Annotated in this window: 14 protein-coding genes and 1 pseudogene; 11 read left to right on the top strand and 4 right to left on the bottom strand. The window is 58.2% G+C overall.

Going from position 1 to position 20,596, the window contains the following annotated elements; translation table 11 throughout:
* Positions 1-32: 32 nt before the first annotated feature.
* From EFAMC2_RS01640 to rffA, 4 genes are all read left to right on the top strand, one after another.
* Positions 33-2,375, top strand: coding sequence for a glycosyltransferase (locus EFAMC2_RS01640; protein WP_154026373.1), 2,343 nt, complete (start codon positions 33-35; stop codon positions 2,373-2,375).
* Positions 2,376-2,563: 188 nt separating this feature from the next.
* Complete coding sequence (locus tag EFAMC2_RS01635) at positions 2,564-6,247, top strand: CotH kinase family protein (protein WP_154026371.1); 3,684 nt, start codon at positions 2,564-2,566, stop codon at positions 6,245-6,247.
* A gap of 215 nt (positions 6,248-6,462) precedes the next feature.
* Positions 6,463-8,202, top strand: a complete 1,740-nt coding sequence (locus tag EFAMC2_RS01630) for a hypothetical protein (protein ID WP_154026369.1) — start codon at positions 6,463-6,465, stop codon at positions 8,200-8,202.
* A 43-nt stretch (positions 8,203-8,245) separates the two neighbouring features.
* On the top strand, positions 8,246-9,382 hold the full coding sequence (gene rffA, locus EFAMC2_RS01625) for a dTDP-4-amino-4,6-dideoxygalactose transaminase (protein WP_222838501.1): 1,137 nt from the start codon (positions 8,246-8,248) through the stop codon (positions 9,380-9,382).
* A gap of 65 nt (positions 9,383-9,447) precedes the next feature.
* Here rffA and EFAMC2_RS01620 read toward each other — a convergent pair whose 3' ends face one another.
* The gene (locus EFAMC2_RS01620; RefSeq protein ID WP_187325081.1) at positions 9,448-10,590 is read right to left on the bottom strand and encodes a sugar-transfer associated ATP-grasp domain-containing protein; all 1,143 of its coding nucleotides are present in this window, start codon (positions 10,588-10,590) and stop codon (positions 9,448-9,450) included.
* 152 nt (positions 10,591-10,742) lie between these two features.
* On the opposite strand from EFAMC2_RS01620, the gene EFAMC2_RS01615 reads away from it, so the two are divergent.
* The 5 genes from EFAMC2_RS01615 to EFAMC2_RS01595 all read left to right on the top strand — a co-directional run bounded on the left by EFAMC2_RS01615 (position 10,743) and on the right by EFAMC2_RS01595 (position 16,606).
* Entirely contained in the window at positions 10,743-11,717 is a 975-nt protein-coding gene (locus EFAMC2_RS01615) for an ATP-grasp domain-containing protein (protein WP_154026363.1), read from the top strand.
* Entirely contained in the window at positions 11,717-13,177 is a 1,461-nt protein-coding gene (locus EFAMC2_RS01610; protein WP_187325080.1) for a lipopolysaccharide biosynthesis protein, read from the top strand. Before EFAMC2_RS01615 ends, EFAMC2_RS01610 begins: the two co-directional genes overlap by 1 nt.
* 33 nt (positions 13,178-13,210) lie before the next feature.
* Entirely contained in the window at positions 13,211-14,335 is a 1,125-nt protein-coding gene (locus tag EFAMC2_RS01605; protein WP_154026358.1) for a DegT/DnrJ/EryC1/StrS family aminotransferase, read from the top strand.
* A gap of 43 nt (positions 14,336-14,378) precedes the next feature.
* Positions 14,379-15,428 (top strand): glycosyltransferase family 2 protein, encoded by a 1,050-nt coding sequence (locus EFAMC2_RS01600; RefSeq protein WP_154026356.1) that lies wholly within the window; start codon positions 14,379-14,381, stop codon positions 15,426-15,428.
* Positions 15,429-15,511: 83 nt separating this feature from the next.
* Positions 15,512-16,606: an acetyl-CoA carboxylase biotin carboxylase subunit family protein gene (locus tag EFAMC2_RS01595; protein WP_187325078.1), complete on the top strand. Its 1,095-nt coding sequence runs from the start codon at positions 15,512-15,514 to the stop codon at positions 16,604-16,606.
* 3 nt (positions 16,607-16,609) lie between these two features.
* Here the strand turns inward: EFAMC2_RS01595 and EFAMC2_RS01590 are convergent, their stop codons facing one another.
* On the bottom strand, positions 16,610-17,665 hold the full coding sequence (locus tag EFAMC2_RS01590; RefSeq protein ID WP_187325077.1) for a glycosyltransferase family 2 protein: 1,056 nt from the start codon (positions 17,663-17,665) through the stop codon (positions 16,610-16,612).
* Positions 17,666-17,801: 136 nt separating this feature from the next.
* Here EFAMC2_RS01590 and EFAMC2_RS01585 point away from each other — a divergent pair, with 136 nt between their 5' ends.
* A complete protein-coding gene (locus EFAMC2_RS01585; RefSeq protein ID WP_154026350.1) occupies positions 17,802-18,683 on the top strand; it encodes a glycosyltransferase in 882 nt (293 codons plus the stop codon).
* A 72-nt stretch (positions 18,684-18,755) separates the two neighbouring features.
* Here the strand turns inward: EFAMC2_RS01585 and EFAMC2_RS01580 are convergent, their stop codons facing one another.
* Both EFAMC2_RS01580 and EFAMC2_RS01575 read right to left on the bottom strand, forming a co-directional pair.
* On the bottom strand, positions 18,756-19,103 hold the full coding sequence (locus EFAMC2_RS01580; RefSeq protein ID WP_154026348.1) for a DUF2304 domain-containing protein: 348 nt from the start codon (positions 19,101-19,103) through the stop codon (positions 18,756-18,758).
* Between the two features lie 9 nt (positions 19,104-19,112).
* Positions 19,113-19,796 (bottom strand): glycosyltransferase family 2 protein, encoded by a 684-nt coding sequence (locus tag EFAMC2_RS01575; protein ID WP_154026346.1) that lies wholly within the window; start codon positions 19,794-19,796, stop codon positions 19,113-19,115.
* Positions 19,797-20,035: 239 nt separating this feature from the next.
* Here EFAMC2_RS01575 and EFAMC2_RS01570 point away from each other — a divergent pair.
* Positions 20,036-20,596: pseudogene (locus EFAMC2_RS01570) on the top strand (hypothetical protein); the annotation flags it as partial.

The raw sequence follows: 20,596 nt of genomic DNA, 5'->3' as shown, positions 1-20,596 counted from the left end.
AGAGGGCAATGTAATTCGTATAGGAGGGTTTCGTGGAAAAGACGCCACGTGTAAGTGTCGTTATTCCTGCTTTTAATGCAGGGAAAACTCTGGGTCGCGCTCTGGATAGTTGTTTAGGACAAACGCTATCTCAGCTCGAGATTATTGTTGTGGATGATTGTAGTGACGACAATACGTCTTTGGTTGCACGACAAGTTGCGAATGCCCACCCGGACAGAGTCAGGGTTTTCCGCAATGAGAGAAATCTCCAATGCCTGGAGTCCCGTCGCGTTGGATGCCGGAAGGCCCGCGGTAGCTCTATTGCGTTTCTGGACGCGGACGATGAGCTCCCGGCTACGTATTGCGAGGATTTGTCGAGGCTTGCTGCGGATTCTGATGCGGATATTGTGACTACTTCAATCTTGCCATGCCGTGATGCAGATGGACCTACGGGGACGAATGACCAGGCGATTATCGCGGCATTTTCCGTTCCAGATGTCGTGCTTAGAGATGAAGAGGTGGTCCATGCTACCTATCGCCCTGGTTCCGCCGAGGACTCTATCCCCTGGAATCTATGTGGCAAGTTCTTTCGTAAGACCTTGGTAGATAAGGCGGAGTCGTCTCTGCCCCATACAAGCGTTTTCCACGGAGAAGACGCTCTTTTCTATTTCGTATTATCGGCGCATGCCGGCAAGCTAATTAGTTCTACTAATCTGCCGGCATATCGCTACTACATTGATAGCGGGTGTACGCATTCGACTGCGCTGGTGGGTTGTGACCGCTACTCTCTTGTCTGTCAGGGGTCTATTGCTGCCGAGGGAGTTTTTGCTTTTCTAACAGCAAGCGACATGTATGAAAAGTATCGTTTGGACTACGAGTCTATGCGTCGAAGACTCCTCCTTGACCCTGCCAATCGTTTTCCCGATACGGTCAAGCCTAAGGAAAGGCCTGCCGCGTTTGATGCCTTTCTTGGAAGCTGGCCTGCGGCGGAGGCAATAGGAGGCCTTGCGGAGCTCCACTGGCAGGACGCGTCTCTCGTTGTTCACGCTTCCCTTGGTTCGCGTTCCCTTCAATCCCGCCGTGGAGCGACACGGACCGTTGCAATATGCTGCCAAGCTCTCGACGATGGTGATGCCGGTCTCGCCATGCGAGGACTTGCGGACACGTTAAGGTCTGGAGGTTATAACGTCGTTCTTGTCCTTGATGAGGGGACTGGCGCGCCAGAGCTACCCGGCAACATTAGGATAGAGCGGATTCCTGGTTATTCTGGGTCTATCGGCAGTAGGTATGGCTCTCGGGCTGAAAGGCTATACGAGGCGCTTAGCCGGCACATGGTTGATACGCTTATTCACTGCCAATGGATTGCCGAGGCTCTGCCATGGGATCTCATGGTGGCGAAAAGTCTCGGCATACGCTGCATTGTCCATACGAGTGGGGCGTTCTATACCCCATACACGCGGAAATTGCCGAGTCTGCTTTCCAATGCACAAGGATGTGGGCTTGCGGATTCCGTGGTGTGTTTGAGCGGCGTGGACGCTGCGTGGTGGCGAAGATTCGTTCCGCGCGTTCACGTGGATGAAAAGCCATTTGAGCTGGCTTGCCTCGCAGATGGCCCCCACGCAAGCGCGGGAAAGACGGTGGCTTGGTGTGGGCGCGTGGAGAATGAGGAAGGGCCTCTTGACGCCATTTATGCCCTGCGAGAGCTCCTAAAATATGAGCCGGAGGCTCATCTGATGATGTATGGGCCTTGCACGAATCAGATGCGAGAAGCGCTGATGAATGAGGCGCGGAGCGCTGGCGTTGAGTCAAGTTTAAAGATATGCGGCCCAAGAACTGAGGGCGATCTTATAGGGGAGTATCGGCGGGCTGACGCATTTCTGCTCTCCTCGCATTTGGAAGGCTGGCCATTAGCCCTTGCGAAGGCTAAGGCAGCTGGGCTTCCGTGTGTCATGTATGACAAACCGTGTCTTGCTCTATGTCGGCCAGGTACTGGCGTGCTTACCGCGTGTGCGGGGAATGCTGATGGTCTAGGACGGCAGCTTGCTCATGTGCTTGGGGATAAGAGCGCGCGCCTACGGCTTGCAAATGAAGCTCTTGCGCAAGCGCGAGAGATTGCCGCGTTTGACCGGGAGTCATTCTGGGATAGCGTTATTGCCGAGCTTGATTATTTGCCTGAGGTGCAACCTCAGCCAGAAGATCTGGACGAAGAACGTATGTGGCGCTGTCTCTTCACCGAGATGCAGCGTCAAACTAATTCAGCGAATGATGAGTGTGAACGCGGGAAAGCCGCTTTGATTGCAAAAGACGCCGAGATTGAGGCAATTCATGCTGAGTTAGAAGCGGCTCGTACTCCTAGGACGCGTCGCCGGCGGGCTTACGCCCAGGCATGTGTTTGACGCACTACTAAGAAGGGGCGGGGGCCGCGGCGCCAGAGAATGATGGGGTGCGGATAGGTCTCGCGAAAGAGCGGCGATGATTATTACGCCGGACAAATACCGTCTGAAATGTGAGGCTCACATTGAGAGCGCGACCTTACTATTAACCATCATTTAGTTAATTAGCCTCTGTCTGAAAGGTTGTGAAGATGACCAAAGTGATGCGAGACTGCTCCGCATGGATTCCCAGTGCGCCTTCAAGGGTGGTGATTGCCGCGGGACTAGGTCTTGCTCTTGCGGCGTCGCCTACTATCGTTTGGGCCAATGAGGGGATAGCTGTTGACAGTCAGGTGGAATCAGACTCGCGACAAGCAGCAGACAACGAATTAGTTTCCACCGCCGAAGACGTTTCTACGACGGTAAATGACGAGGCCTCCTCGGCGGATCAATCCTCCAATTCCGGTTCTGATTACGAGGCGGAGGAAGGGGTTGAACCCGGCGGAAATGCCACCGATTCCTCGGATGAGGAGGAAACGGCTTCGGGGGCCGGCGGGCTCGAGGCTGCAGACGCGCTCGCGCCAGAGATATCTCCAGAGACGAACGACTCGACTTCGGCGAATCAAACAGACGGAGAGGGGTGGGGAGCCGGCACGCCTGTAGCGGCTACCCCGGCGCCCACCGATGTCGCCAAGGACACCTCTTCTGATGCGCCGAGCGCCGAGGGCTGGAATAGCACTAAAGACAAATATGCTGACAAGGTTGAAAAAGACGGATCAGTCTCTTACGTGTGGCGGACTGGATGGCTGGTTGACGCGAGCAGGGACCAGGGTCTCCAGCGGTATTGGTTCGATTCGAATGGCAACCTTGTCATTGGGTCCCTCATTGACACCCTTGACGGTAACTGGGTGTATGCCAGAAGCGAGGGATATGTTGTCCGCGGCCTGTATAAGGCCGAAGATGGGATGGTATATTACGCCGATAATGACGGCCGGCTTTGGAATCCCGGGTGGCATGTTGCCAATGTTGGACAAGGCCTTCAGCGCTATTACGTGGACTCCGACTCGCACGGCATGAAGGCTGGCTATTCTGATGCTGGTTATGCCCATTTCACGACTTCCGACGGCTATGTTGTGCGAGGCAAGTACGATAACGGCGCAGGACGAGTGTACCTTGCCGATAACGATGGCAAGCTTGAAGCCAAAAGCGGATGGGTTGTAACCGGAAAGTATGACAGCGGTGCTCTTCAGAGGTATTACGTGGAGCAGGGCGCGGCAAAAAGCAGCTACTTCACCCAGGACGGAAGCAATTATTACGGAATCGGCGGCGAAGGCTATGTGCTTCGCGGCTATGGGCTTGGTGTCGGGAATCAGTGGCTAGCTGCTGACAATGATGGCAAGCTTGCAAAGGCTACATGGGTTGTGACCGACGCATTTGGCAATGGACTGCAGCGTTATTGGTTCGCCGATGACAGCCTTATGGCCAAGAACCGTCTTGTTGCCAAGGCCGAAGGCGCCGGCTGGTGGGCGTGGGCCCGGGCCGATGGCACCATTCTCCGCGCTGTTTGGGACAACGGCAAGGGCCGCGTTTTTCTTGCCGACAACGATGGCAGGCTTGCCGAGGGCCGGGATGCAGACGGCTCAGGATGGCTTGTGACCGGTAGGTATACCGGCGGAACGCTTCAGCGCTATTTTATCGACGGCGAGACGCATGCTGCTAGGAGCAGTTTCTTTGAGGTGGACGGAACTCAATACTATGGGTTGGGAGGCGTCGGCTATGTGATGAGAAATGGCGTCGATTCGACTGGAAAGTCACTTTCCAACAACGAGGGCGCCATTTCGGGTTCGGGCTGGATCGTTACCTCGTCCTTTGGATTTGGGCTGCAGCGTTATTGGCTTTCTTCGGATAAGGTCGTTACATCCCAGCTGATAGACGCAGCCGCTGCTGGCTATGATGCGTATGCGCGTCCGGAGGGCTTTGTCGTTCGCGGCAAGTACACCGCAGCTGACGGGCTGGTGTATGTCGCCGACAACGACGGCAAGCTTCCCAATGCCGGCTGGTGCGTTACCGGCATGTATGACGGCGGGCTTCTCCAGCGTTATTACATTGACGAGAAGACGCATGCCTGCAAGAGCGGTGTCTTTCAGGTAGGCGCGGAAAACTACCTTGGTCTCCCGACCGTTGGCTATGTGCTCCGTGGTACCAAGGTTGTCGACGGCAAGACTTTCCATGCGGACAACGATGGCGCTCTCGTTCTTTCCTTTGCGAGCGACGTGAAGACGGGCAGCAAGAAGGGGACCGGGACTGTTACCGCCACATTTGTTGGCGATACTCCTTATCTCTTCCTGCCTGCGCATGCCAGCCTGAGCGGTGTGTCTCTAAAGTTTGAGACGTTTGACGGTTCGACGGGTGTTTTCATTTCGCTTGATGGTGGGAAGACGTTTGCGTCGTATGCAAGTGGCGATACCGCTGACATCACTGCGGTTAGCGCCCATGACGGAGTCCGCGCCCTCTTGTTCAAGACATCGGATATGGCTAAGGTGCGTACGCTGGCCGTTATGATGTCTGCCAATGCCAGAGCGATGTATCTCGTGAGCGAAGACCCCGTCAATAAGGGTCGCCTGTATGTTGACGGCAGCCCCGATCATTCGGCGAAGGCTACTGGTGTCATGCTGCTAGTCGATCCTGACGGGACGGTTGTCTATAACGGTGACTTGACTCAGATAAAGGGTCGCGGAAACACGACGTGGTCTGCGAGCGCTAAGAAGCCCTATCAGATTAAGCTTGATAAAAAAACTGACTTACTCGAGACGGGGAATAAGGCCAACAAGGCCAAGACATGGCTGCTGCTTGCGAATGCAAATGATGCCACCCTTATGCACAATACGATTGCGTATCAGCTTGCTAAGTCTCTGGGCATTACGACTACGCCAGAGTGCGCTCCTATCGACCTTTACTATGATGGGGAGTATCGTGGAAGCTATCTGCTGAGTGAGAAGGTGGAAATAAACAGCGGCCGCGTTGATATCTATAAGCTTGAGGATGCCATCGAAGAGGCGAATCCTGATGTAGATATAGACTCTCTACCCGTTGCACAAGGCGTCAACAAGTATGGGCAGACTTTCCAGTATGTAAAGGGTTTGAAGGGTCCGGCAGATAGTACGGGCGGCTATTTGCTTGAGCTTGATATCGCATATTACAGGGCGGAACGGTGCTGGTTTACGACTTCGAAGGGCGCGTTTGTTGTAAAGGACCCCGAGAGCTTGTCTTACAACCAAATGAAGTACGTTAGCGAACTTATGCAAGAGACGGTTGACGCCTGTAACGATGCGAACCTGAATTCGTATACAGGCAAGTCGATTGCCGACTATGTGAGCGGGTCATCGTTTGCCAGAATGTTTGCCATCAACGAATTTACGAAAAACAGCGATTACTGTGTTAGTTCGTCGTTTTTCTATTTGCCTTCAAACTCGGACAAGAGCTTGTCTCACAAGTTCTATTGCGGGCCCGCGTGGGATTTTGACGCCGCTTTTGGCATTAGAAACGATGGCACGAGTACTCCTGACCCGAATTCGATGATGTTCGATTCAGGCCGCCCCATCTGGTATACGGGAAGCTCAGAAATCGGCCGGCTGATTAATAGCTCTATCATTAATGAGCTTCTGCCAAAAGTTGAGAAGGGAGTCCTCGCCAGTAAGAGCCAGGTGGCGGGTATTCAGTCCATTGATGAGATTGCCTCCCATATTCGGGATTCTCAGCGAATGAATCAAAAGATCTGGGGTCTTACTTCATTTGCGAACTCGACAAATCCTCTCCCCACGTTTGAACAAAACGTTCAGCAGCTGAAGAACTGGATAAGTCAGCGCGTTGCGTGGGCAAAGAGTTTTTTTGCTTAATTGCGCCTGAGTTTATTTGACCCCTTGTCAAAGTGGCGAGGGGTCTTTTTGTTTGGCCGATTGTTTCCCAACGACGTCTGCCTGATGGCCTCCTGGCCCTTTGCTGAGTTAGGATTTTCTTCAGCAAAGTGATGAGCTATGACTTTTGAGCGTGGGGTGACGGAATGCATAGATCTGCTGAGATTCCAAAGTGGGTACGGGCACTGGGAAGCTGCTTGATTGCCGCGGCAGTGTGTGGCTTTCTGATGCTGTGCGTCCACATTGGCAACACGGATGATGACTGGTCCATTGCCTTCTACCTCAGCAACCGTCTGCCTGGCACGGGCTTGTCCCTGTACATCAACGCTCTGCTCAGCCAGCTTATCCACGGTCTTAACATGGCAATCCCTAGATTCAGCTGGTTCTTTGTGGCCGAGTATGCCTCGGTGTGGTTGGCGCTCTCGGCAGCGCTCTACTCCGCGGTTTCTTATGTCCGAAAGACCTCTGCTGCCGTATTCCTTTCTTTTTTGATGCTCTACATCCTTCCGTATTGCATTGCGGAGAGCAACTTTACGTATGTGGCGGGCTTTTGCGCAGCTATCGGCGGCTTGATGTTGGTTGCCCAGGTTGGACGCAAGGGTGTCGGCTGGTTTGCTCGCGCTGTTGCCATCGTGCTGTGCTGCCTCGGCCTCATGTGGCGCTCGAAGATGCTGCTCATGCTCACGCCGTTTATTGCCGCCGCGTACTGCTGGAGGCTTTGGGGAGTTGTGCGGGAGGAGGGCGTTACACTCCGCAGCAAGAGACTCCTCGCGATTATTCTCCCCGCGGTGCTCTCCGTTGTCTGCTGTCTTGGTCTCACCGGATATGACAGGCTGGTTTGGCAGCGCGACGGCTGGCAGCAGTGGCGCTCCTATGACTCGGTTCGCTCTGTCCTCTCCGATTTCCCCATGCCTCCATATGACGAGGTTGCCTCGGAGCTTTCTTCCATGGGCATCTCGGAGAACGACTATTACATGCTGCTCCAGTGGGGCAACGCCGATGTTGACGTGTTGAACAAGTCCGTGGTTGAGTCCGTAACAACGCTGCAAGAGCCGCCTATTCAGGGGCCAAAGGACATCCTTCGCGCTGCCTGGCAGTATACGAGGGGTTCCCTAGGCAAGTGGAAGTTCTTTGCGCTCATCGTTTTCGCCTTGGTTGCCGCTCGATACAAGCGCAGAGGCACGTATGGCATTGCCGCTCTCGAGCTTGCCATCGCGGGTGCCGAGTGCACATACTTCCTTGCGCTTGGCAGGTTGCTGCCGCGTGTTGAGGACCCGGCTTGGGCCTGCGCGCTTGCTATGTGCGTGGCGCTAAGCGCGGAGGGCGCCCTTGCCGAGGGGGGCTCGGGCGCTCTGGAAGTCGACGGCGACGGGGCGGCCGCGCACATGAAGGCGTCGCATGTCTCCCGTGCCCGCCGGGCATGGGGCGTTGGGCTGGCCTGCTGTGCCTCGCTTGTGCTGGTTGCCACCTCGGCGCTCCAGGCAAGGCGCATTGCTCCCTACATGGATGCTGCCGCATTTAAGGCGACCCTTCACCAAGACACGTATGTCTCTGATGGTTCCCTGTCACAGTACTTTGAGGCGTTTCCCCAGGCAACGTTCGTGATGGAGACGACGGTCCACACGAGGTACGAGCTTGAGTATGGCTTCCGGTATTTCCCCACCAAGGAGCTGGCGCCTAGGGTCATGCCGCTTGGCGGCTGGGGCTCTGGCTCGCCGTTTAGGAAGGCCCAGTGCGAGTTGGTTGGAGCCTCAAATCCCTACCAAGCACTTATTTCCAATGACAATACGTTTCTCATATCGGACGAGGGCACCTCGCAAAGGGTGCTAACGTTCTTGCAGGAGCATTACGATTCAAACGTAACCTGCGCGCGCATCATGAAGTTCCCTTCGGAAGATGGCAGCATAAACATGTGGAAGTTTATGATTGCTGGATAACAGGGCGCGGTGCAGATTTGATTGACGCTGAATGGAGCGGTTGATGGCAAGAATTGATTTTAATGTGGCTCCCTACGTGGGCACCGAGATGGACTACGTGCGCGAGGCGGCCGAGGTCAACCGCAAGATCTGCGGAGACGGCCCCTTCTCGCGCAAGTGCCACGCCTGGATGGAGGAGCGCTTCAACGCCGAGAAGGTGCTGCTCACCACGAGCGGCACCGATGCCCTCGAGATGGCGGCCGTGCTCTGCGACCTCAAGCCGGGCGACGAGGTCATCCTGCCCAGCTTTACCTTCTCCTCCACGGCAACGGCCTTCCAGTCCGTAGGCGCCACGCTCGTCTTCATCGACATTCGCCCAGACACGATGAACATGGACGAGACCAAGATCGAGGCAGCCATTACGGACCGTACGCGTGTCATCGTTCCCGTACACTACGCCGGTGTGGCGTGTGAGATGGACACGATCATCGCCATTGCGCGCAAGCACAACCTCATCGTGGTGGAGGATGCCGCGCAGGCCGTCATGAGCACCTACAAGGGTCGCGCGCTGGGCACCATCGGCACCTTTGGCTGCTACTCGTTCCACGAGACCAAGAACTACTCGATGGGTGAGGGCGGCGCCATCGTCATCAACGACCCGGCCTATATCGACCGCGCGGAGATTATCCGCGAGAAGGGCACGAACCGCCGCCAGTTCAAGCTCGGCCAGGTGGACAAGTACACGTGGGTGGACTGCGGCAGCTCGTACCTGCAGAGCGACCTCAATGCGGCCTACCTCTGGGCGCAGCTCGAGTGCGCCGACAAGATTAATGAGGACCGTCTGGCCAGCTGGGACTTCTACTACGAGGCCCTGAAGCCCTTGGCGGACGCGGGAAAGATCGAGCTGCCCACCATTCCGGAGGGCTGCACGCACAACGCGCACATGTTCTACCTCAAGACGGCTGACCTTGCGGAGCGCACGGCGCTGATCGCGCACCTCAAGGAGCGTGGCGTGCAGGCGGTGTTCCACTACATCCCGCTGCACAGCTCGCCGGCGGGGGAGATGTTCGGCCGCTTCAATGGCGAGGACGTCTACACCACGCGCGAGAGCGACCGGCTCGTGCGTCTGCCCATGTACTACGGGCTCACGCCCGAGGACCGCGAGACGGTGGTTGAGGCGGTGCGCGGGTTCTTTGCGTAGAAACAGGGGGCCGGTTGCCATTCGCTGGCAGCCGGCCCCCTGTTTTTGTTCCTGGCTTGCGAACCTTAGTGAACGATCCGGTTGCGACGCGTCCTTTGTTCTTCCGTTAGCGCGTCAATTGCATCAAGCTTGGCGCGGAAGTATGGGGCCGCCACGGGGTTCTCCCAAATGGGCTCGAATACCTGGATGTACTTGCAGCCCGAGTGCGAGTTGATCTCCATGATGCGGGGGCCGTCGGGCGTGATGCCCACGTCAAAGCCCAGATACTCGACAGGCCCCAGCTGCAGCGAGATGTCTCGCATCATTGCGAGGACATCGGGCCAGCAAGCGACCGTTCCCTCTGCCTTGACGCCGCTGACGGGGTGACAGGGTGCGTCGACGACCTTGTTCGCGTACACGAGCTTGCCCCTGCCGTACTCGCCGGTCTCCGGGTTGATGTAGACGTTGTAGGAGCAGATGTCGGCCGAGGTGGGAGACTGGTAGTTTGCTCCCGTCTTGGACGCCGAGTCTGCGACCGCAAAGCGCAGATATGTGGCGATGGGCTTGGGGGACACGCCGTCCGGGTTGGTCACGATGACCCTCATCGTGTGGATGAGCGGGTCAATCGCGGCCATCTCGGCGCTGGGGTGCAGGAATTCGGTGAACACGTAGTTTCGGTGCCCCTCCACAAACTCGATGATCCCTGCCTCGTCGGTGGGCTCGTGGTCAATGGAGAATGAACCATCCACATGGGCGAGTGTGTGGAAGCCTGCCGAAAGGGCGCCGTTGCAGGGCTTGCAGGCAAACATGCCCTTGGCCTTGAGGCATTCCAGCAGCGCCTCGTGGCCGGTTCTGTGGTCGCTCGAGTAGAGCGGAACGAGACGGTCTGCAGAGGTGTAGTAGTAATACTCGGGCAGGTAGTGCTCCAGCTTCGTGCCGGCAAGCATGTAGCCAAGGGTGAGCTTGTCATTGATCCAGATGCGCTGCCAGTCGTTGAGCGGCCAGAGCTTGTAGAAGTCGTAGTCGGAGAGGTACTTGCTGGCATTCTCCTCGGTGAGCCCGTAGGCATAGGCGCTTTCGGCAAAGAAGCCAAGGCTGTGGGCCCAGGCTCGGTATTCCGGGTTGAACAAATCGCTGGACAGCTCGTAGGTGAGCTGATCCAGATACTCTTGGGCCATGCGTCGCGCAAAGCCATCGGCGAGCATGTGCTCCATGGTGTTCTTGACCATGCGGTTCCCTCCGTACCCCTGCAAATGACAAACGAGACTTATCATACTATGGTCAAAATGACCGCCTTCAGGGTGCGCTCTCGAATCGGTGCATGGCGCCAATCTCCCAATATAGGGCGCTCCGAGGTTGCCTTGCGAGGGATTGGAACAACGTGGACACCGTTCTTATTACGGCTATAGGATCCTTTTCCGCAGACATCGCCATCAAGCGCCTTCACGAGCTTGGATGCCGTGTGATTGGGTGTGACATTTATCCGGCTGAGTGGATTGTGGACTCCAAGAGCGTCGATGTGTTCTATCGGGCCCCCTACGCAACCGATGAGGAGGCTTACGCAGCGTTTATCGATGACGTGTGTGCTCGCGAGGGCGTGAGGTGGATCATGCCATCTACAGATGTGGAGGTCGATTTCTTTAATACCCGCCGCGGAGCATGCCCGGCGGGGGATGCCGTTGTGTGCGTCTCGCCTAAGGAGACGATTGACATCTGCAGGGACAAGTCCCGCACTACTGGGTTCCTTGAGGGGTCAAACTCTGGGGTGCGCGGCATTCCCACGGCCCCGCTCGGGGAGGTTGGGAGTGAGTATCCCGGCCATCCCGTTGTGATCAAACCCCTGGATGGCAGGAGCAGCTCGGGGCTTCATCGTGTCCGCACGGAGGCGGAGTGGCGCGCGGCGCTTGATGAGATTGAGGGGGAGGAAGGCTATCTCGTGCAGCCCCTCGTCGAGGGCAACGTGATTACCGTGGACGTTGTGCGGTCGCCGAAGGGCCCGCGTGTGGTTGCCGTTCCTCGCGAGGAGCTCCTCCGCACGCTCAACGGCGCGGGCACGTCTGTCCGCGTCTTTCGTGACCCTGAGCTTTCTGGTATGTGCGGCAAACTGGCCGAGGAGCTTGGCATCGTGGGCTGCGTGAACTTCGAGTTCATTCGGGACGCTGAGGGCGGCTATCACTTCCTGGAGTGCAACCCGCGCTTCTCTGGCGGCCTTGAGTTCACCTGCATTGCCGCGTACGACTGCGTGGGCAACCACCTCCGTGCCTTCAAGGACGAGCCGATTGATGAGCTTGGTGCGTATGAGCCTCAATACATTGCCCGCAAGTACGAGGAGTACGTCATGGCGGTGGGCGAGTAGTGGCGGGGCGCTCCCTCAAGTCATCGGCGATCAGCTCGCTGTTCTGGAAGCTGTTTGAGCAGGGCGGCGCTGCCGCCATCACGCTCATCGTTCAGATCGTTCTCGCCCGCCTCCTCACGCCGGAGGAGTTTGGCGAGCTGGCGATCATGCTTGTCTTCGTGAACATTGGCAACGTGATCGTTCAGTCGGGCCTCAACACCTCCATCATTCAGGCGGCGGAGGCAGGCGAGCGCGACTACTCCACGGTCTTCTGGATGAGCGTGGGCATGTCTCTCGTTTTGTACGCAGCCGTGTTTGCGGCGGCTCCGTTCGTGGCGGGGTTCTATGGCATGCCTGCCGTTGTCTGGCCGCTTCGTGCCCTGTGTCTCGTTCTTGTTGTGAATGCCTACAACGCCGTGCAGGAGGCTATCGTTGCCCGGGGCCTCGAGTTTCATAAGACCTTTAACTCCACGCTTGCCGCAATGGTGGTCTCTGGCGCCGTCGGTGTCGTTTCCGCCCTTATGGGTGCCGGCATCTGGGCGCTCGTCATCCAGCAGCTGGTGCAGCAGGTGACGAAGTGCATTGTGCTCGCGGCCCAGGTCTCGTGGAAGCCCGCGGCGGTCTTTGATGCGAGCCTTGCCCGGCAGCACCTGGGGTTTGGTTGGAAGCTCCTGGCCTCCGGCTTGCTTGATCAGGGCTACCAGAGCCTGTGCGACCTCATTATTGGTAAGGTCTTTACCAAGGCAGACCTCGGTTTTGTCTCCCAGGGAAAGAAGTATCCTCAGGCGCTTGGCGTCGTGCTCGATGGGGCCATCCAGCCCGTGATGCTGTCTGCCGTATCTCGCGTGCAGGAAGATGCCGAGAGGGTTCGGAGCCTTGCCCGGCGCGGTCTCAAGACGAGCACCTATCTCGTGGTGCCAGCCATGACGCTCTTTGCGGTTGCGGCGGACCCTATTGTCGTCCTGGTGCTTGGCGAGAAGTGGCTTCCTTGCGTGGACTTCCTGAGGGCGTACTGCTTCATCTATGCGCTCCTGCCCATTCATACGACGAACCTGCAGACGCTCAACGGCGTGGGTAGAAGCGACCTGTTCCTTAAGCTAGAGGTCATAAAGAACATCGTCGGCCTCGTCATATTGGGCCTTGCCGCGCTGCTGACGCGCAATCTTCACGCCATCGTGGCCGGCTACATGCTTACGGGCCTCATTTGCACGTTCATCAACGCGTTTCCCAACAAGCGGGTCATTGGGTACTCCTATGGCGCCCAGGTGCGCGACATCGCACCGGCCTTCCTGCTGTCTGCAGTTTCGGCGGCTGCGGCGTGGCCCGTCCAGGTGTTGGCACTTCCTCCTTTGGCAGCCATCGCCCTGCAAGCGGTTGTCATGGCCGCCGTGTATCTCGGTCTTTCAGTGCTTCTCAAGGTGGAGGCGTTTTCGTACCTGTGGGATACACTGCAAGAGATTAGGATGAAAGGGCATATGTAGGGGGCTTGTGCCCAAAGGTGGTTGGAGCTTTTGATGGCCAAAGACAGAATTCTCGTTACCCGTTCCTCCATGCCCTCCCTGGAGGAGTACGTGGCCGAGATTGCGCCGCTTTGGGAGTCTCATTGGCTCACGAACATGGGCGAGAAGCACCAGGAGTTCGAGAAGGCTCTTGCCTCCTACCTGCATCTTCCCAGCGAGGGCCACATCGCCCTGTTCACGAACGGCCACTCGGCTCTCGAGTGCGCCCTCGAGGCCATGGACCTGCATGGGAAGGTCATCACGACACCGTTCAGCTTTGCCTCTACCACGCACGCCATCGTGCGCAAGGGTCTCACGCCCGTCTTTGCGGACATCAAGCCCGATGACTATACGCTTGACCCGGAGAGCGTCGAGCGCCTCATCGACGAGGATACCTGCGCCATCGTGCCCGTGCATGTCTATGGCAACCTGTGCGATGTGGATGCCTTCGAGGCTATTGCCAAGCGCCATGGCGTCAAGGTCATCTACGACGCTGCCCATGCGTTTGGCGTTGAGAGGGGCGGTGTCTCCGCGGCCTCATTCGGAGACGCCGCCATGTTCTCCTTCCATGCCACCAAGGTGTTCAACACCATCGAAGGCGGTGCCGTCTGCTTCCATGACGAGGCGCTCAAGGAGAAGCTCAACCAGTGGAAGAACTTTGGCATCACCGGTCTGGAGAGCGTCGAGTACGTAGGCGGCAACGCCAAGATGAACGAGTTCTGCGCCGCTATGGGCCTGTGCAACCTTCGCCACCTGGATGGGGAGATCGCAAGGCGCAAGGCGGTTGCCGAGCGGTACTGGGAGCGCCTGGAACCGCTCGAGGGCGTTCAGCTGTGCCGGCCCAAGGCCGGCATCAAGCCTAACTATGCGTACATGCCCGTGGTCTTCTGGGAAGAGAGCGGTACCTCGCGTGACGAGGTGTTCGCCAAGCTGCGTGAGCACCAGATCTATTCGAGGAAGTACTTCTTCCCGCTCATCTCAGACTACGAGTGCTATGCGGGCGAGTTTGACAGTGCCGCCACGCCGGTTGCCAGGCGAGTTGCCGCGCATGTGCTCTGCCTGCCCATGTTTGCCGATCTCACAAATGACGAGGTAGACGTTATCTGTGATGAGATAGTGTCGCTCTGCAACAAACAATAGCTGCGTTTTTTGATTCGCGTTGGTGAAGAACGAGGGGACGGGGATGGAAAACGACCCAATGAGGGATGATGCCGACACCATTATCAAGAGGGGCCGGCTTCCAAGGCGTGGGGGCGCCCTTGGAAAGGGCGAGAGGCCTCTTGTCTCGATTCTCATCTCCGTCTATAACCACGAGCGCTTCATTGAGCAGTGCCTCAAAAGTGTCGCCAGCCAGGAGACTGAGTTCAGCTACGAGGTGCTGATTGGGGAGGACTGCTCGCCAGATGGTACGAGGGCTCTGCTCGAGCGGCTCGAGGGCGAGCTTCCGGAGAACTTCGTCTTTTTGTATCGCACCCGCAACATGGGGGCAGTCCCCAATGGGCAGGACCTCTATGCCCGTGCTCAAGGCAAGTACTTTGCCGGGCTTGAGGGCGATGACTTTTGGACGTATGACCACAAGCTCCAGGAGCAGGTCTCCTTCCTCGAGGCGCATCCTGATTACTCGGCTACGTATACCAACTGCGTCGTGGTGGGGAAGGACGGCAAGCCAAATGGCGAGAAGTATCCCCAGTGTCCCTTCGAGGAGTACACGTCTCGGGAGTTCTTCTACTCGCGCATGCCGGGCCACCATGGCACGCTTGTATGCCGCTGGCCAGAGTTTCTCTCTGCCTATCGCGAGTTCGAGGAGATGAAGGAGTACAAGGCATATGCCGGAGACCGGCGCAATGCCTTTATCTTCCTGACGCTTGGCAAGGTGCGCTGTTTCCAGAGCGAATGGAGTGCGTATCGTCACCTCAATAAGGCGGGCGAAACCAACTGGTGCTCGACGATTCAGTTTGATGAGGCGTATGCACGTAACGAGGTGGCCTTTGGCGCATCGCTCATCAAGTGGGCGGAAAGGCACGGTACGCCCGATGTGGTGAGGGTGGCAAAGAAGACCTATTACCGCTTCCTGCTCAAGTGGAGCGTTGGCAAGGTTGCACCCTTTTCCCTTGTGGGTAGCCTCAAGGAGCTGTTGGGAGAGTCCGGATGGCCCCGGTACCTGGTGGCTCCCTTAGAGTGGTACCTGGTCCTTGGGATGCGTGTGCTTCGGGGCAATGCGGTCGATTTGTAGGCGCCCGGCTACTTGGCGGGCATTGATCTTGGTCGGGGGCAATGATATCTAATAAGAAGCTCGCCATTATTGGCGCTGGTAGGATGGCTTGCATCTATGCGGAGCGCGCTCGCAAGATGGGCGTTGAGTCGCATGTGTTCGCGTGGCGCAAGGGAGCTATGGCGGCGGACGTATGCGACGTGTTTCATGACGTGTCCGTGGTGGATATTGACGAGATTGCTTGCATTTGTCGCGAGATTGGTGTGGGTGGCGTTGTTGCTACCTCCGAGTTTACGATTGCGCCCTGCGCCCAGGTTGCCCAGGCCCTTGGCCTCCCAGGTAATCCGGTGGAGGTTGCAAACGGCATTACTGACAAGTCTCGCAACAGACGGCTTGTGGAGGGAGTCGAGGGGCTGAGCCAGCCTCGCTGGTGGCGCATCGCCAACCTTGCGGATATCGACCAGCTTGATTTCACGTACCCGGTCGTGGTGAAGCCCACCTCGGAGGGTGGCAAGCGCGGTGTCTCTGTTGCCAGGAACGAGGACGAGCTTCGGCGTGCCGTCGCATATGCGGAAGGTGAGCCGAGCCGCTCCCACGCATATCTGGTTGAGGAGTTTGTCGGGGGCTCCGAGTACTCCGTCGAGACGCTTTCCTGGCATGGGGAGAGCCGCGTCGTACAGGTTACGGAGAAGATTAGCTCCGGCGCCCCGCACTGCGTCGAGCTTGGGCATGACCAGCCGGCTCGCATACCGGATGCGATGAGGTCCCGTATCGAGGATGTCGTTCCTCGGGCCCTGCGGGCAATTGGCCTTCAGTCTGGACCGTGCCATACCGAGGTCAAGATCTGGAACGATGGTATCTACCTCATCGAGTTCAATGCTCGTCCTGGTGGAGACCATATCGCTGCCGATCTTACGCGCCTGAGCACGGGCCGCTCGTATATTGGCAGTGCGATAGAGATCGCGCTCGATGAGTTCGACCCGACGGTGCTGGATGAGCTTCAGCACTGGTATTCCGGTATCAGGTTTGTCACGCAGCTCTCACCCGAGCTTGCGCCTGTGTTCGATACCTGCCAGGAGTATGCCTGGTGCCACGAGAAGCACCAGGCATACTCCGGGCTTGTGCCGTACGAGCACAACGACGGATACAATGTGAACTACTTCATCTATGCGTCGAAGACGGGCAGGCCCGTCTTCTAGCTGCTACCACTTGATGTCTACGCCCAAGCGCTCCACCACGAAGCGGTACGTTGCCAGGAACGGGCGCATGAGATGGGCCTTGTAGAACCGTTGGGCTATCAGGAGCTTCGTGAAGGCGCCGCCATGGGCCTTTGCGTAGCTCCTGTCGATAAAGGGCGAGTTCTTCCACGTGGGGAAGTGCTCGTTCAGAAATGCCGTGCACGCCTCAATGGACTCCCCAAGGTTGCAGCTCGGGTTGCTGGAGAGCCTGAAGGTGAGGGAGACGCCCAGGTGGAGGAAGGCGGCGGCGTCGAGAGCCTGCATGAGCTCCGGTGACGCGGGCTTTTCCTGATAGATGGCCTTGGTATGCAGGAAAGCACCGTAGATTGCCTCGACCTGCTCTGGCTTGATGGTGTTGATGATCGATCCGCTGCGCACCATGTAGTTCACGAACGGCTTCGGGACAAAGGTTACCTTGCCGCATGCCTCGAGATAGAACAGCTCATGGAAGAGCATGTCGTCCAGGACGGGGGGAGGCGCGGGCAGGTCCTTCATCTTGCGCATGACGCTCGCGCGGAAGAGCTTGTTCCAGGGTGCCGTGTTGAGTTCGATGAGTCTGCCGGGCTCGTCGGCGATGACGAAGTCCTCGTGCGGGTTGCAGAGCTCGCGCGAGAGGACCTTGCCGCTCTCGAGGTCGATGCGCTCAAAGCCGCCCACCGCGACGTCGGCGTCGGCCCGCTTTGCCGCGTGGTACAGCTCTTCTGCGAGCGTGGGCTCGGCGTAGTCGTCACTGTCTAGGAATCCGATGTACTCGCCCTTGGCCTTGGCGATGCCGTCCCAGCGACCCTTCCAGACGCCCTCGTTGGGCTTGTCTATGACAACGATTTTGCCGGGAAAGCGCGTCTCGTAGTCGCGGAGGATGTCGATGCAGTGGTCTGGGGAACCGTCGTTGATGCAGATGGCCTCGACGCCCTCAAGCGTTTGCCCCACGAGGGAATCAAGGCATCTGGGGAGGTACTTCTCCACCTTGTAGCAGGGAACGATGATGCTGACCTTGATGTCCTCTTGCCTGGGAGCCATGCCAAAACCCTCCGAACGTGCGAGTATGCTAGGAACCATACTAACCCACCGACCCCCGCTGCCGCCAAGAGCGGCAGGGCTATGACTGGAGAGTTTTGTGAGCAAAGCGCAGGCTAGGCGGAGCGTCGCCGTTGTGATGTCCACGTATAACGGGGCGGCGCACGTGGAAGAGCAGCTGGACAGCGTTCTGGCCCAGGATGTTGCATCCGATGCGAATTTGTCTGTCTATGTTCGCGACGATGGCTCGAGCGACAATACGCTTGAGGTGCTGGAAGCTTACGAGAAACGCGGGCTCATCACGCTCTTGAGGGGCAAGAATTTGGGAGTGGTTGGGTCCTTCTGCGAGGCAATTGCTGCCGTGCCGCAGGATGTCGACTACGTGGCACTGTGCGATCAGGATGACGTTTGGCACGCAGACAAGCTCTCCCGCGCCCTCAAGGTGCTCGCGCCCTACGACGCCTCCGTGCCAGCCCTCTATTGGTCTGAGTACACGTTCTGCGACGCAAACATGAAGCCGCAGGAGCGCTCCCATCACAATCAGGTTGGCGTGCACTTTGCCACGATGCTGTATGAGAACATGGCGTCTGGCAACACCTCGGTCATCAATCGCCCGCTTGCCGACCTTATTGCCTCTACCGGGTCAAAGGGCATTTACTGTCACGACTGGTGGAATGCCCTGCTCGCCTCGGCGTTCGGCAACATCGTGTATGACGACTTCTCCTCGCTCGAATATCGACGCACCGGCTCCAACGTGAGCCCCACTGGCTCCGGCAAGCTGTCGCTGTTGCGCTATCGAGTCATAGCTTTCCTCGAGGGTAACGACCTGGCAAAGATCACGGCCCAGCTCTCGCGCTTTAGGGAGGCATATGGGGACGCGCTGAGCCCCGAGAAGCGCAGGTTGCTGGACCGTATGCTCGACGGCGGGCGACTCGCCAAGGCGTTCGTGCCCCTTCGCTTGAGGCAGAGGCTTCCCGATGAGCTTGCGGTGCGGCTTCTCTTCCTAATGGGCAAGCTGTAGCTGATTGCTAAAGCGCCCGGCCACCTCTCCTTGAAGGTGGCCGGGCGCTTTGTGCGTGCTGGGTGCGGAAGGCTACCTCTTATCCTCGTCGTCCCCGAGCTGCTCAAGGGCAATCTCCTGGGCAAGCTCGTTGACCTTGGCCTTGAGGCGAGAGATCTCGCCGGAGTTTGCGAACACCTTCCAAAGCAGCATCGTGATGATGACCAGGAAGACGAAGTTGGCGGGAGACATGAAACCAAGGCCAAAGGCCAGGTTAATCACGAAGTCCGGGAAGATTGCCAGCAGCACGAGAATGAACGAGGCCACAACCCAAAACGTTGCGTCCTCAATCAGGATCTTAGACTTCTTGACGCGCGTACCAACCGCGATGAGGGCCACGAGGGCGCCCGAAATAAGGAGAACACGAAGTGAGATGGGCATGGACGCTCCTTATCGCAGGAATCTCAGCATGATGATGGACAGGCACGTGCGGCCCATGTAGCGAATGACGTTGCCGAGCTTGAGATAGCTCTCGCCGCCTTGGCGCTCCTGCATCTTCGCCTGGATCTCGATGACGGGGCCGTACTTGCGGGCGGTGAGGGCAACCATGTCGGGCTCAGGGGCGCAGTCAAAGCCCGTGGCAAAGAGCCTGATCATCTCGCGGTCGTACATGCGCATGCCGCTCGTTGGGTCGGTGATGGTGGTGCCGGTGGTGAGTTTGATGAGCCACGTGATGAGGCGAGAGCCCGCGCCGCGCGCCCCGGACGGCTTGACCGATCCGTCGAGGTAGCGCGAGGCGATGACGATGCTTGCCCTCCGCGTCTCCAGGGCATCCGCCATAAGGGGAATGTAAGAGGGGAGATGCTGGCCGTCTGCGTCAAACTGAACGACAGCGTCATAGCCGTGGCGGTAGGCGTACTTCATACCGGTTCGAAAGGCCGAGGTGAGGCCGGTGTTGACGGGAAGGTTGACGCCGTTCAGGTGATGACTTGCGACAATCTCGGCCGTCTGGTCGCTCGATCCGTCGTTGACGACGAGGTAGTCGATGTCCGGGCACTCCGCCTTGAACAAGGAAACCGTATTCGCGAGACACTCTTCCTCGTTGAAGGCTGGGATGATGGCGAGCACTCTCATAGGCAACGACTTTCCGGTGGACGATACTAGAACTCATTGAGTATAGCGTTTAGAACCTGAACCCCGGCATTAGCCAGTCCCCGGCTTTGGGGGAGCTCGCTGTTGAGCAGCATATTCAGGGTAAATGTATGAATCACGAGACCCACTTAAGGTTTTAATCCACGCGTGCCTATACTGAAGCATGTGTGACTATGCCATTCGCTTCAAGTTTGGCGCGCGATGTTCGGAGGGAAGGGTTTATGAACTCTCGATTCTCTGAGAAGTCCGAGCTCAAGGGTGCTGCCGTGAACGGCGTGCGTCCCCTTGCGGCTCTTGTTGCAACGGCCGGCCTTGGCATCGCCCTTGCGGGCGCGCCGACTCCTGCGCTTGCCGAGCAGGTGGCTCAGCCTGCTCAGCCCACCACCACGGATACCTCTTCTGCCGAGGCCGCCCTTGATGGCATTGGCGCTAAGGCTGCCGAGTATGCCCGGGCTCAGCAGGATGATTCCAAGGCTGTTGTTGAGGACGCCGCCTCGTCTGACGCGGCCGCCTCTGATTCCGTGACGCCTTCCGAGGGCGCCACGGGCGGCGCGGCCGCCGAGGGCGACAAGGCCGCGACGGACGGCCCCGCCGAGGGCAACAAGAAGCCCGGCCAGCCCGAGGCCGGCGGCCCCTCGACGGAGACCGATGGCTCGAAGGCCGACGGCTCCGGCTCCGGGGCGGGCGGCGGTGTCGCCGAGGGCGGGTCCGGCGCCAAGGCCGACGGCTCCGGCTCCGAGTCGGACGCCGGGGCGGCCGAGGGCGAGGCCGGCGCCAAGCCC

This window comes from Olsenella uli (assembly GCF_901212655.1).
GTDB lineage: Bacteria > Actinomycetota > Coriobacteriia > Coriobacteriales > Atopobiaceae > Parolsenella > Parolsenella uli_A.
The sequence above is the reverse complement of the archived record's forward strand: the minus strand, read 5'-3'. Positions and strand labels throughout refer to the sequence as shown.

What these genes read in the sequence shown, in the direction of transcription:
- EFAMC2_RS01580 (WP_154026348.1), bottom strand. Translation starts at nt 19,103, where the DNA reads ATGCCCATCTCACTTCGTGTTCTCCTTATTTCGGGCGCCCTCGTGGCC.
- EFAMC2_RS01595 (WP_187325078.1), top strand. Translation starts at nt 15,512, where the DNA reads ATGGCTTGCATCTATGCGGAGCGCGCTCGCAAGATGGGCGTTGAGTCG.
- EFAMC2_RS01590 (WP_187325077.1), bottom strand. Translation starts at nt 17,665, where the DNA reads ATGGCTCCCAGGCAAGAGGACATCAAGGTCAGCATCATCGTTCCCTGC.
- EFAMC2_RS01605 (WP_154026358.1), top strand. Translation starts at nt 13,211, where the DNA reads ATGGCCAAAGACAGAATTCTCGTTACCCGTTCCTCCATGCCCTCCCTG.
- EFAMC2_RS01585 (WP_154026350.1), top strand. Translation starts at nt 17,802, where the DNA reads ATGTCCACGTATAACGGGGCGGCGCACGTGGAAGAGCAGCTGGACAGC.
- EFAMC2_RS01575 (WP_154026346.1), bottom strand. Translation starts at nt 19,796, where the DNA reads ATGAGAGTGCTCGCCATCATCCCAGCCTTCAACGAGGAAGAGTGTCTC.
- EFAMC2_RS01620 (WP_187325081.1), bottom strand. Translation starts at nt 10,590, where the DNA reads ATGGTCAAGAACACCATGGAGCACATGCTCGCCGATGGCTTTGCGCGA.
- EFAMC2_RS01600 (WP_154026356.1), top strand. Translation starts at nt 14,379, where the DNA reads ATGGAAAACGACCCAATGAGGGATGATGCCGACACCATTATCAAGAGG.
- EFAMC2_RS01635 (WP_154026371.1), top strand. Translation starts at nt 2,564, where the DNA reads ATGACCAAAGTGATGCGAGACTGCTCCGCATGGATTCCCAGTGCGCCT.
- rffA (WP_222838501.1), top strand. Translation starts at nt 8,246, where the DNA reads ATGGCAAGAATTGATTTTAATGTGGCTCCCTACGTGGGCACCGAGATG.